The sequence below is a fragment of the Acinetobacter entericus genome (assembly GCF_026168575.1).
GTDB lineage: Bacteria > Pseudomonadota > Gammaproteobacteria > Pseudomonadales > Moraxellaceae > Acinetobacter > Acinetobacter bouvetii.
In genome coordinates this window covers 1-13,214 of sequence record NZ_JAPEQW010000004.1, presented here as the reverse complement: position 1 = coordinate 13,214, position 13,214 = coordinate 1, and the positions used below count along the sequence as shown (strand labels likewise).

General features: G+C 43.6%; 11 protein-coding genes. 6 read left to right on the top strand and 5 right to left on the bottom strand.

All coding sequences use genetic code 11. The annotated features are described in order from the left end of the window. Positions 1-49 precede the first annotated feature (49 nt). Complete coding sequence (locus OKC24_RS04160) at positions 50-1,180, bottom strand: TDT family transporter (protein WP_130144286.1); 1,131 nt, start codon at positions 1,178-1,180, stop codon at positions 50-52. Between the two features lie 208 nt (positions 1,181-1,388). On the opposite strand from OKC24_RS04160, the gene ribF reads away from it, so the two are divergent. The 6 genes from ribF to OKC24_RS04130 all read left to right on the top strand — a co-directional run bounded on the left by ribF (position 1,389) and on the right by OKC24_RS04130 (position 9,037). Further along, a complete protein-coding gene (ribF, locus tag OKC24_RS04155; protein ID WP_130144285.1) occupies positions 1,389-2,390 on the top strand; it encodes a riboflavin biosynthesis protein RibF in 1,002 nt (333 codons plus the stop codon). 64 nt (positions 2,391-2,454) lie between these two features. Next, entirely contained in the window at positions 2,455-5,301 is a 2,847-nt protein-coding gene (ileS, locus tag OKC24_RS04150; RefSeq protein ID WP_265464832.1) for an isoleucine--tRNA ligase, read from the top strand. Next, positions 5,294-5,836 carry a signal peptidase II gene (gene lspA, locus OKC24_RS04145; protein ID WP_130144283.1) on the top strand — a complete coding sequence of 181 codons (543 nt, stop codon included), beginning with the start codon at positions 5,294-5,296 and terminating at the stop codon, positions 5,834-5,836. Before ileS ends, lspA begins: the two co-directional genes overlap by 8 nt. Beyond that, complete coding sequence (locus OKC24_RS04140) at positions 5,829-6,311, top strand: FKBP-type peptidyl-prolyl cis-trans isomerase (RefSeq protein ID WP_265464831.1); 483 nt, start codon at positions 5,829-5,831, stop codon at positions 6,309-6,311. Before lspA ends, OKC24_RS04140 begins: the two co-directional genes overlap by 8 nt. A 156-nt stretch (positions 6,312-6,467) precedes the next feature. Next, entirely contained in the window at positions 6,468-7,007 is a 540-nt protein-coding gene (locus tag OKC24_RS04135) for an NADPH-dependent FMN reductase (protein WP_265464830.1), read from the top strand. Between the two features lie 989 nt (positions 7,008-7,996). Continuing rightward, complete coding sequence (locus OKC24_RS04130) at positions 7,997-9,037, top strand: TauD/TfdA family dioxygenase (RefSeq protein WP_265464829.1); 1,041 nt, start codon at positions 7,997-7,999, stop codon at positions 9,035-9,037. A 271-nt stretch (positions 9,038-9,308) separates the two neighbouring features. On the opposite strand, the gene OKC24_RS04125 is transcribed toward OKC24_RS04130, so the two are convergent. The 4 genes from OKC24_RS04125 to OKC24_RS04110 form a co-directional block, all read right to left on the bottom strand. Then, the gene (locus tag OKC24_RS04125) at positions 9,309-9,620 is read right to left on the bottom strand and encodes an ankyrin repeat domain-containing protein (protein ID WP_265464828.1); all 312 of its coding nucleotides are present in this window, start codon (positions 9,618-9,620) and stop codon (positions 9,309-9,311) included. Between the two features lie 68 nt (positions 9,621-9,688). Continuing rightward, entirely contained in the window at positions 9,689-10,504 is an 816-nt protein-coding gene (locus OKC24_RS04120; RefSeq protein ID WP_265464827.1) for a hypothetical protein, read from the bottom strand. Positions 10,505-10,601: 97 nt separating this feature from the next. After that, positions 10,602-11,951, bottom strand: a complete 1,350-nt coding sequence (locus tag OKC24_RS04115) for an MFS transporter (RefSeq protein WP_265464826.1) — start codon at positions 11,949-11,951, stop codon at positions 10,602-10,604. Between the two features lie 377 nt (positions 11,952-12,328). Further along, positions 12,329-13,042, bottom strand: coding sequence for a tetratricopeptide repeat protein (locus tag OKC24_RS04110; RefSeq protein ID WP_265464825.1), 714 nt, complete (start codon positions 13,040-13,042; stop codon positions 12,329-12,331). Between the last annotated feature and the right edge of the window lie 172 nt (positions 13,043-13,214).

The following is a 13,214-nucleotide window of genomic DNA, read 5'->3' as shown; positions in this document are numbered from 1 at the left end:
TGGCCAGATTGGGCCAGCTATAAAAAGGCTTACAGGCTGAGCTCTGCGCTTAATGGCCTTCTAAATAGGCTTTGAGGCACGGAGAGAAGAATAAATGGCCCTGATAGCAGCCGCGCAGGGTTTTGCTGCATACCAGCATCCACAGCAGCGCCAGCGCCGCGGCCAGAACATAGCCGCCAGTTGCAATGAACTGCACACCTGTTTGCGCTGCAAGATTCATCACGCTCAGGCTAAAAACGCCCAAGGGAAAGGTCATCCCCCACCAGCCCAAATTAAATGGCAAACCATCCCGCGCATGTTTGAGTGTGGTGAATACAGCAATGCCTAGCCACCACAGTCCAAAGCCGATCAATATCACAGCCCCCATGATGCCTGCCTGCTGCAGCAGTACGCCTAAAGCGTTTAACTCCACAGCTTGCAGCAGCCGCTGCGCTTGCTGTCCGAGCAGCAGCAGCGCTAATGCTCCAGTACCAATTGGCCCCAGCGCCAGCCAGCTGCTGATCGCCATATCCTTGCTTGGCAGCTGATGCAGCGCTAAACGCAGCACCAAAATGCTCAGTACGGCAAAAGCTGGCAATACAGACATGCCCCACAGCACATAGCTTCCAAATAAAATGCTGACTGCATGGCTTTGCACAGGCAAATGTTCCAGCAGGACGGCGCCAGATACTGCCGCCACTTCACAGGCGACAATTGGCAGCAGCCATACAGCGGTCATGCTTTTCAGCTCATGCTGTTGACGGCTGAACATGCAAAAAGGCACCAGCCATGCGGTGGCTACAGCCAAAATCACATCGGCATACCACAGCATTTCTGCCAGCGGGATCACAGCAGGCCCATACAGCACCGTGCCGAATTTCAGCAGGCCATTCATTAAAGTGGCCAGCGCCATCGGAATGGCGCCTAAGAACAGGCTCATGACAGGATGCCGGAAAATTTGACAGGCTTCTTCTGTATAAAACAGCCAGCGGCTGGCGTATAAAAGGCCAAATAATAGAAAGATCAAAATGTTGATTTGCCATAAGGCGGCGCCAAGCTGCCACATAAATGCTTGAGCAAAGGGGGATTCAGGTAAAATCAGCGCTAAGACGCCGGTGCCCATAATGACGGTGAACCAGTTTGGAGTAAAATTCCGGATTAAGTCACGCTTCTGCTGTAATTGATAAAATGGCTTTTTCATTGCATGCTGCTCTTCAAATCCTATAATCGCTAATTTAAAAGGTTTTTATAATAAGAAAAATTGATTATTTTTAATTTTTAAAATAAGAATTACTGATATACATCCCCTCATCTTAGAAAAATATTGAGTAAAAACACAACAGCAAGACGAAACTGTGAGAATATGGCAATATATAGTCCTTACAAATTTTTGATGTATTGATTCGCCCATGAAGCTGCTCCGCCTGAATGCTTTAGCGTCCGATTTCCAACTTCCCAAAACTGCCGTGACCATTGGCAATTTTGATGGCGTGCATTTGGGTCATCAAGCCATGATCAGCCAGCTTCAGGCGCTTGCGCAGCAGCAGAATTTAAAAACAGCGGTCATGATTTTCGAACCGCAGCCGCTAGAATATTTCAAAGGTTACGAAGCACCGCCGCGCATTACGTCACTGCGCGAAAAAGTCGAATATCTGACAGAGCTGGGTGTGGACTACATTGTGGTGGCCAAATTTGATAATGCCTTCCGCAATCTCAGCGCTGAAGAATTTGCCGAAATTTTAAAAACAAAACTCAATACGCAAAGCCTAGTGCTCGGTGAAGACCATCATTTTGGCAAAAACCGCCAAGGCAACAGTGAATTTTTACGGCGCTACGGCTTCCATGTCAGTGATCTGCAGAATATTGAAGTGAACGGTGAGCGTGTCAGTTCCACATTAATCCGCCAAACACTGCAAGACGGCGATTTAGCCCACGCCGCGAAATTGCTCGGCCGCCCATACAGCATTACCGGCCGTGTGCAATACGGCGATCAAATTGGCCGCACCATCAACTTCCCAACTATCAATGTGCGCTTAAACCGCCACAAGCCTTGCCTGCATGGCATTTATGGCGTGGAAGTAGTGTGCGAAACTGAATCTTTAAAAGATAAAGTTAAATCTGCATGTCCAGATAAAACCGGCATTGCCGGCTATGAACCCAGCGCCTTATTTGGCGCAGGCCATGCCGGCACCCGTCCAGCCATTCAGCAGGAACATCCTGAATGGCGATTAGAAGTACATTTTCCTGATGTTTCTGCTAATCTGTATGGCCTGTTAATGCGGGTGACGTTCTTAAACTATTTACATGGCGAAAAGAACTACCCTTCGCTTGAAGCCTTAAAAGCCGGAATTGATGATGATGTGGAAAAGCTGCTTGAGTTCCGCCAAAACCATCCCCAATTCCCCTTTTAATATCCCAAATTATTTATGTAGAACGCGTCAGCCAAACAGCTGATTAAATTGGAAGACAACTTGCATGAGCGATAAGCAAACTCCTGAAAATGCAGTGGATTATAAAGCCACGCTAAACCTCCCAGGTACTGAATTTGCAATGAAAGCAAATCTCGCAGTACGTGAAGCGAAATGGTTGGAAGAGTGGTATGCCGACAACATTTATCAGCAGATTCGCGCGTCGCGTATTGGCAAGAAAAAATATGTGCTTCATGACGGCCCTCCTTACGCCAATGGCCAAATTCATTTAGGTCACGCGGTTAACAAAGTTTTAAAAGACATCATCATCAAAAGCCGTGTGATGGATGGTTTTGATGCGCCATACGTTCCAGGCTGGGACTGCCATGGCCTGCCGATTGAACTGAAAGTTGAAGAAAAAGTCGGCAAAGTCGGCGTAAAAGTCGATGCATCGGCATTCCGTAAAGCCTGCCGCGAATATGCCTACACTCAAGTCGAATTACAGAAAAAAGACTTCGTGCGCATGGGCGTGTTCGGGGATTGGGACAAGCCTTACCTGACCATGAACTTTAAGCAGGAAGCGGACATTGTGCGCTCTCTTGGCGCGATCGCTAAAGCGGGCCATATCGAACCGGGCCTGAAGCCCGTGAACTGGTGTTTGGACTGCGGTTCAGCATTGGCAGAAGCTGAAGTCGAATATGAAGACAAAAAATCAGATGCGATTGACGTTGGCTTCACTGTTGTAGACCTTGCAGATTTATCCGCGCGCGTAGGCGTGCAAGTTGCCGATTCGACGGATGTCGTGATCTGGACAACCACGCCTTGGACGCTGCCGGCCAACCAAGCCGTGGCGCTGCATGCAGATATTGAGTATCAATTGGTCAAAGCGCGCGGTGACGAAAAAGCAGCGCAAAATTTTATCTTGGCGAAAGATTTAGTTGAATCTGCGACTGAACGTTATGGCTTCACGTCGGTAGAAGTTCTTGCAGACTTCACAGGCAGCAAACTTGAAAACTTAGTGCTGCAGCATCCGTTAATCAATGACCGCCAAGTGCCAGTGATTTTAGGCGAGCACGTGATTGCCACCAGCGGTACCGGCGCAGTGCATACGGCGCCTGGCCATGGTGTGGACGACTACAAAGTGGGCCTGCTGTACAACTTGAAAGTGGATAATCCTGTGGGCGGCAATGGCGTATATTTGCCGACGGCGCCAATTTTTGCCGGCGAACACATTTATAAAGCCAATCCAAAAATTATCGCAGCCTTGTCTGAAAGCAATAAGCTTTGGGCGCATGTGCCAATCAAACACAGCTACCCGCATTGCTGGCGCCATAAAACGCCGATTATCTTCCGTGCGACACCGCAATGGTTCATCAGCATGGATGCCAAAGGCTTGCGTCAAAATGCACTCAATGCCATCGAAAATGACATCAGCTTTGTGCCGGATTGGGGCAAAAACCGTATTCAGTCCATGATTGAAGGCCGTCCAGACTGGTGCATTTCACGCCAGCGTACATGGGGCGTGCCAATTCCATTCTTCGTGCATAAAGACACCAATGAACTGCATCCGCGTACCCCAGAACTGATTGAAGAAGTGGCAAAACTGATTGAACAGGAAGGCATTGACGGCTGGTATAACCGCGATGCTGCGGAATTTATCGGCGCAGACGCTGAACAGTACAATGCCGTTCGTGACACTTTAGATGTCTGGTTCGACTCTGGAACAACCCACTACGCGGTACTGCGTGAACGTGAAGAACTCACCGACCCTGCTGACCTTTATTTAGAAGGTTCTGACCAGCACCGCGGCTGGTTCCAGTCTTCGCTTTTAACTTCTATTGCGATTAATGAACGTGCGCCATACAAAGGCTTGTTAACGCATGGCTTCGTGGTGGATGAGAAAGGCCGCAAGATGTCGAAGTCTTTAGGTAACATCATTACCCCGCAAGACATCATTAAAGACATGGGTGCAGACGGCTTACGTTTCTGGATCGCATCTGCCGACTACCGTTATGAAATGACGGCAGGTAAAGAAATCTTCAGCCGCGCATCTGACGGTTACCGCCGCATCCGCAACACGCTTCGTTTCTTGCTGGCCAACTTAAATGGCTTCAAGCCATCAACAGACGCGCTTCCTGTAGATCAATTAATCGCGCTTGATCAATACATCCTGCAGCGCGCAGCAGACGTGCAGAAAACGGTTCAGCAAGCTTATGAAGATATGAACTTCCATATCGTCACCAATGCGCTGACCAATTTCTGTATCAATGACTTGGGCGGTTTCTATTTAGACATCATCAAAGACCGTCAGTACACCACCAAAGCGGATTCTGCGGCGCGCCACTCTGCGCAAACGGCGCTGTATCATTTGGTTCAGGCCTTTGTGCGCTGGATGGCGCCAATCTTGAGCTTCACAGCGCAAGAAGCTTGGCCGCTGATTCCTGAGCAGTCAGAGAAATATGTCTTTACCGCTGAATGGTATGACATTCCTGCTGCATCGGCTGCAAACGTGGTTTCTGAAGCAGAATGGCAAACCCTGATTGCTGTGAAATCTGCAGTGAACAAGCACATTGAAGCTGCGCGTAACGAGAAAACAGTCGGTTCCAACCTGTCTGCAAAAGTAGAACTTTGGGCATCTGAAGAACTCAAAACTGTTCTTGACCGCCTAGGCGATGAGCTTCGTTTCGTCCTCATTACCTCTCAAGTGCTGGTCAACACATTTGACGCAGCGCAAGGCAATGCATCTGACCTTGAAGGTTTACGCGTAAAAGTATCGGCTGCTGACGGTGAAAAATGCGCGCGCTGCTGGCATGTTCTGCTGGATGTGAATACACATCATGAACATCCAGGCCTTTGTTCTCGTTGTATTATTAACCTTCCTACAGGTCAAGGCGAAGAGAGAAAATATGCCTAATCCGCAAGAAAAAAAGGGCTTATTCCAATTCTACCCGCACAATTTAGTGTGGGTGGGCTTATCCATTGTTGCGATTATTTTGGATCAATGGACCAAGCATATTGCCAGCACGCATCTGAACTACGCAGATCCTGTGCCTGTACTGCCCTTTTTAAATTGGACATTACTGCATAACTATGGCGCAGCCTTTAGTTTCTTGTCTGATGCCGGCGGATGGCAGCGTTATTTCTTTACTTCACTGGCAGGTTTAGTGTCTGTAATTTTTGTATTTTGGCTGATGCGTATGCCAAAAACTGTGAAGATCCTCCCGATTGCGATTGCGCTGATTTTAGGCGGCGCAATCGGCAACCTGATTGACCGCATGTCATTGGGCTATGTCGTAGACTTTATTCACGTGTATTACAACAACAGCCACTTCCCTGCTTTCAATATTGCAGACAGTGCCATTACCCTTGGCACCATCTTATTGCTGATTGATACCTTCTTCCTAGAGAAGCAGCGTATTCAACGTGCGGAAGCGCAAAAAAATGACTGATTTTATTAATCCAAACGAAGAAACCCGTATTGAAGACGGCGCCAAAGTGGAGCTTCACTTTTCGGTTGCTATTGAAAACGGCGTAGAAATTGACAATACCCGCAGCCGCGAAGAACCTGTCAGCTTAGTGATCGGTGACGGCAGCTTATTGCCTGGCTTTGAAAAAGCCCTGTTTGGCCTGCGTGCCGGCGACCGCCGCACAGTCAGCCTGCCGCCGGAAGACGCTTTTGGCCCGTGGAATGCTGAAAATGTGCAAAAATTTGATACAGTCAAATTTGATCCTGCGCCTCTAGTTGGCCATATGATTGAGTTTGAAGATAAAGCCAAGCAAAGCCTGTTTGGCGTGATTAAAACGGTCGGTGAAGACATTACCGAAGTGGACTTTAATCATCCTTTAGCCGGTAAAAACATTACCTTTGAAGTGGAAATATTCAAAGTGACGCCTGCCGGCCAGCAAGGCGTAAAACTGATGTAAAACCGCTTACTCTAAAAAAAGCCCTGCCTGGGCTTTTTTTTATGCCCGAATTTCGAACTTCATCTATTGCAGATACAATTTGTTTATAGGCACGGCCTGATAAAAATCATACTTTAAATACAGGCTGATAGATAAAATACTGAACAAGGAAAACCGATGAAAATTTATATTATTGTGGGCAGTGTGCGAGAAGGCCGTACAGCAATTAAAGTCGCCAACTGGGTCAACAGCGCAATTAAGGGTTATGGCTACTCCACTATTCAAACAGAAATCGTCGATCTCAAAGAATGGAACCTGCCCTTCTTCGCAGGCGCCCATCCGCCAGCTACGGGTATTTATGACCAGCCGAAACAGCAGGAATGGGCGGATAAAATCTCTCAGGCAGATGCTGTGGTCTTCATCAGCCCTGAATATAACCACGGCTACAGCCCTGCACTGAAGAATGCGCTGGACTATATTGGCAAAGAATGGGCAGGCAAGCCTGCAGCCTATATCGGGTACGGCGCAACCAACGGATCTCGCTCAATTGATCAAATCCGCCAAGTGGCAACCCAGCTGGGCTTGATTGACAGCAATGCGGTGATTGAAATCCGCGACATTTTTTCACGCAACTCTGGCGACACCTTTGAACCGAATCCATTTGATGAAAAAAGCCTTAAGGCTGCCGTCGATAAGCTCATTCAATATGTGCAATAAGATGTAATCCAGAGCTTACATGGAATGGGGAAATCACCACTTTTCACACATTGAAATTCAGCTTACATTAAATATATACAGAGACAGGATGTCTCGAAAGCCTAAAACAACAATCATAAGCAGGATAGACGCTGGATGCGTACGGTACGACAGGAGTTATACTGCTGGAATGAATCTAAAAAAGCCTTGGCAGGATGCTAAGGCTTTTTTATTTCTAGTAACTAAAACTGTCTAATTAAACTGCATATTTCAACTAAAAGCGGTCTTTTAAAAACAGTATAAAATCTCGATTTTCAGGTCTGCGCGGCTTAAAAAGCTCATGTACGTTTTGGCTTACATCACCAGTGGGAAATAGATACTATTCACTTTATCTTTTTCCTTTTATATTTAACTCATACAAGACAGGATGTCTTAAGAAAATAACAATAAACAATGCAGCAGGATGCTGACAGGTACGACAGGAGTTTTACCTAGAATGAATACGGAAAAGCCTCAACAGGATGTTGAGGCTTTTTCTTTTCTGATGTGCGCATAACTGCCCTCGAATGCAATAACTTGGTTCTGCACCCCATCAACGTTTAAGCAGTTGTCCGCATTTACTTACAGCGTATGCTGTGAAAATCGACTATTTTTTATACTGAAATATTTCTATTGTTAAATCATAAAGACAGGACGTCTTTTAATAAAAAGAAAAAATGCAATCAGCGGGATGCTGCAGGCAGACTGAATAAATGCCTTCTGAATGAATTCGAAAAAGCCTTGGCTTCTTGCTAAGGCTTTTTTCTATACCGCGTTTTGCAAATAAAACCAGCTGCAGCTGGTCGTAAAAGTGGCAGTTCAGCAGCAAAATTTATACTGCGTGCGCAAAACTGTCCTTATAATTCAAACAGCTTTTACTAAAATAAAAACCGCAGGCCAAGTATTCTTGCAATTTGACCCGCACAGTTCCATGGAATTGGACAGACAATAAAAACAACGAGAGGAAAAATATGCAGCTGCTTCAGCAATTTTTGAATGAATACACCAAAGTGTTTGTCGCAAATGAAAGCCATGCTTCCTGTAGCGCCTTAGCGCAATATATTGGCTCACACCGCGAACTATTGATGCAGCAGCTGCATCAATACGGCATTTTGCTTTTCCGCGGCTTCCAGATTGACCAGCCCGAACAGTTCCACCAGCTGATAGAACAGTATTTTCAGCTGCAGCCATGGAACTCTTTCAATCCCAATATGCCCGGCTGGGCAGCTTCTTGGATGCGAAAATACAGCGAAGGCATACTCGGTGCAGGCGATTACCGCCGTTATATTGACCGCAATACGGTACAGCTGGGGCCTGTAGAAAATTCAGTGCAGGGCCCGCATGTAGAGGGCGGTGTCCGCTCAGAGCGTTCGCGGTATATCGCCTTGTTCTGCCAAGAGCCTTCCACCTATTTAGCAGAAACAGGATTCAATAATTTAGAGCAGATTTGGGATAACTTGCCCAAACCTGCTCAGGAAAAATACCTAGGCGCATGGAATCATTTTTCTTATGTCTCGGCACGTAAAATCAATGCCATCGACCAGCTGCTGCTGAAGAAAAGCCCGTTCAGCATTGAAATGCGCAAAGACCGCAAAGCCAAATTAACCCTGCAGCGCTCACCGCTGGTGATCCATCATCCTGAAACCAAAAAACTGGTGCTGCAGCCTTGGGCTTTTGCCAATAATACCAATTCATTTGCGTATCAGGCCGCTCAAAGCTGTTTCGAAAACCGGGGGGAAATTCAAATTGACTCTACCGCAGACGGCATGCAGCTGACATGGGAAATTTACAACCAGCAAGGCAGCCAAATTGAATGGACCGACAGCGAAAAGCAGCAGTTTTTTAATGCGCTTTATCAGGATGCCTTGCTGCTGCAGTGGCAAAAGGGCGATGTCGCCTTAGTGGATAATGTGAAAATTGCCCACTGGCGCATGAATGGTGAACAAGGAAAACGAAAACTGATTCAAATTCAAGCGAATGTATTTAATGCGGATGATCATTACGCGGCTTAAAAAACGGCCTGAAGCGATTTAAAAAGTGATGTAAGCTTTGGCTTACATCATCTGCTGAAATCGGCGTCTAGGCAGGCTGTGCAAATCAGCTTATTCTGCAGTTATCAGGAAACAGGATGTTTCCAAAACATAACAACAAGAAAAATAATGTTAAGCACTGGGACGTGAGGTACGACAGGAGTTATACCTAATACACGAAATACGAAGAAAACCCCAACAGGATGTTGGGGTTTTCTTTTTTCAGCAATGATTATTCTGCACATCACCGCTTTTATAAGCTTTTTAAATACGCTGCAACATCATCATTACCCGCCATTTCTGCAAGCTCTAATGCGGTGTATTGCGTTTTATGCTGCACATCTGCACCTTTCTCTACAAGCAGCTTCACAACGTCTAAATAGCCGTTTTCGGCAGCTGCATGCAGTGCGCTGTAGCCTTCTTCATCGGCAGAGTTTACGTCTGCGCCATTGGCTAATGATTTTTCGACTTCAGCCAATTCACCTAAAGATGACCAGTACACCAGTTCAGGCAGATGCAGTTCTTCATCGTCTTCAGGGATTGGGGAGATTGAGTTGAGTTTCATAGATTGTACATATCCCTAATATTTACTAAAATTATAAAATCAAATTTTCTCTTCAACTGTATCACTATCTATTTTTTTGATACTTGTAAAGAGGCATACACCCTTTTTTTATGTTTAGGAAACTCTGCAAACTGTAATAACTGATTAATAAAAAGGTCTTTTTTCCTATTACTCACATTACCTTTATTAAAAGAGTTATCAAAAATGAAGTCAAAAAAGCTTATCGCCATAAAGAAAGTATATTTTGTAATATAAAACAATCCGAAAAGAAAAAGGCTAATAATAAATATTATGACTAAAGATTCAACAATATGAATTAATTGAAAAATTGCAAAAATATAGTCCACATTTATACCAGCTGAAATCATCATTGCGGTAAATAAAGCAACTAATCCCATAAACATAGCTAGAACACGATTTTTAGAATCAATAGAGAAAATAAAATTATAAATTTTTTCTCTACTAATTCCTCTCCCTTCATACTTAGATTGAATAAAATAGTATTTCTCAATTTTCTCAATTAAATTTATATATTCATTATTAGGTATAGCTAATATTTCATGAAACCATCTTTTTTTAATTTGTTGTAACGACAACTGATCATTTTTATATAGTTTACGGAATTTAGCCTTCACAATTTCATTTCTTTGTTTTTCTATACAATGAAATAGATAGAAGGTAAAAACCTCTGCTAACCCCATAATCCATAAAATAATATTTTGAGTTTCTTTAGTTGTAGACTTTATAAAATAGAAGTAGCCAACTGAATTTGAAAAAAATATAAGCATAGAAATGATCAAGAAAAGAAATATCTTATTTTTAAATTTCCACACTGCATGGTATGACTCAAATTCTTGATAATACTTTGTAATTAAACTATTCAATAAGATACCTATAAATCATTATACTTATCATTGTTTTATCACACCTCGAAAAATCAAAAAAGCCCCCTTACGAAGGCTTCTTTTAAAGATTCAGCACTTAAGCTTTTGCTGCTGATGCTTCTTGAATCTCTATTTTATCGCTGTCATTGTCATGCATGATTAACGCAACCGCAATTGCCGTAATCAGCACAGGTAAACCTACAGCCATAAAATTGAAATGCGCAGGTAAGTTCATACCCAGCAAACCGCCAATCAAAATTGGCCCGACAATAGCGCCCATACGGCCAATCGCAGATGACCAGCCAATCCCTGTCGAACGTATTGCCAAAGGATAAAACTGAGCGACATAGCTATACAGCAGCATTTGCGAACCAATGGACGCCGCACCCGCCAAAAACACCAAAATATACAGCAAGAACTGATTCGACTGAAAGCCCATCAAGCTCATGACAATCGCGCCCATCATGCCCAAAACCATCAACACAGGTTTTAAATGGAAACGGTCCGCCAAAATACCGCCGCCGACAATACCCACCACAGCGCCTACGTTCATCACCATCATGAACATTAAGCTATTATCCATAGAATAACCTGCCGCCATCATCAATTTAGGAAGCCAGCTGCTCAGCGCATACATGGTGAGTAAGCACGTAAAGAACGCAAGCCAAAACAGAAGAGTATTTGTTGCGCGGCCGCGGCGGAATAAGCTCACGACATTTGCAGATTCAGGCACACTTTCCTGAGGCAAAGAGAACGTCGTTTGCCCAGTTACTGCAACATTTGGCGCCAATTTACTCACAATGCTGCGCGCCTTTTCCTGCTTATTTTCTTTCACAATAAATGCCAAAGATTCAGGCAAAAATTTCCAAATTACAGGCAATAAAAATACAGGAATGCCGGCAATAAAGAACATAATCTGCCAGCCGAAATCTGGCGTAAACCATGAACCTAATAGAGCAGCCATAACACCGCCAACAGCATAGCCGCTGAACATCGTCGTCACCAGCGTGCTGCGCATCTTCTGCGGTGCATATTCTGAAGTCAAAGCAACAAGGTTTGGCATTACACCGCCAATGCCTAGACCTGCCAGGAATCGCAAAATAGCGAATTCTGTTGGGTTTGATGCAAAACCGCCAGCAAAGGTTAATCCGCTGAAGAGCACGATGCAGATCATAATGACTTTTTTACGGCCAATTTTATCCGCCAATGAGCCGAAGAACATTGCTCCGAACATCATCCCTGCTAAAGCACAGCTTGCAAGCATACCCGCCTGCATCGCTGTTAAACCCCAGTCTTTCATTAACAACGGTAAAACAACGCCGTTAATTGCTAAATCGTAACCATCAAACAAAATAATCAATAAGCACCAAGCCACTACATTGAAGTGGAACGGGGTAAATTTCGCCTTATCGACTATAGAATTTATATCTAAGTTATCCGTCGTCATCGTTCTCATCTCCCATGAGTACTTGTCCAAATTTTTCACATGAATTTTTAAGCAAAACTCAATGTTGGCGCACTATACGCAGGCCAAAATTTATGGACAATTAGACAAATGGATAAATAAATAAAATATGCTTAAATTAATGATTTTAATAATAATTAAATATATTGTTTTTTTATCAAAATATGAGTTTCCGTGCTTATTTTTTAGTATTTAAAGTTTATATCAGACTTTAAATATCTTTAATTTATCTACATAAATTTAAAGGAGTTTTTAACAAAAATCTATTTAAAATCAGAGTAAACCACTTTAGCATCCAGAATTTGGTTTCAATTGAAACAATTTCACATACCCAATACATTGAAGCAAACCATAGGATTTTATTTGACTCTTTTTATGCTTTTTTCATATTGTGAAAGAATAGATTCTGCAACTTTTTTCCCTTCTTTTATCTGTGATTTATTTAAAATTCGATCAAAGTTCTTCAAATTTAACTTAGCCTCACTATCCCCTTTTTCCGCAGCCAGAAATATCCATGCATAGGCAATAATATAATCTGTTTCTACACCTTGCCCCTGTGCATATAAAAGGCCAATTTCATTATATGCAGGAACGTAAAATTGTTCTGCAGATTTTAAATACCATAAAAGTGCCTTTTCATAATGCTGTTGAACATATTCTCCTTGCCTATACATTTGGCCTAAGAGAAATTGAGATTGTGCATCACCAGCTTTAGCTGCCCTGCTTTGATATTCCAAAGCGCGATCCATATTTTGATGAACTCCATCTCCTTTAGCATACATAACTGCAAGATTTGCTAGAGATGGCGCATAGCCTTGATTTGCCGACTTTTCAAATAAAATGACAGCTTTATTGAAGTCTTTTGATGTTCCAAATCCTTGATAATACATACTTGCTAGATAATGCGTCGTTGCAAGATCCCCTTGACTTGATGACTCTTCAAACTCATTAAAAGCTTTTGTGTAGTCTTTTTTAGAATAAGCCATTAAACCATCATTAACATCAGCGAATACATATTGAATTCCAATGAATAGATTTAATACAAATACAATATAGCGTTTTTTGCTTATCATTTTTCTTATCGCTTACTCATTATAAAGATCAATATCAGGCTTCAGGCTTCGCTCAAGGCTCTCGTCGGGCAATTATTTCCTATTATTTCCCGCGCATAAAAAAACACCCCCAGCTTAGCAGGGGGTGTTTTCGAATAATGAGCTGGCGATGACTTACTCTCACATGGGTAAC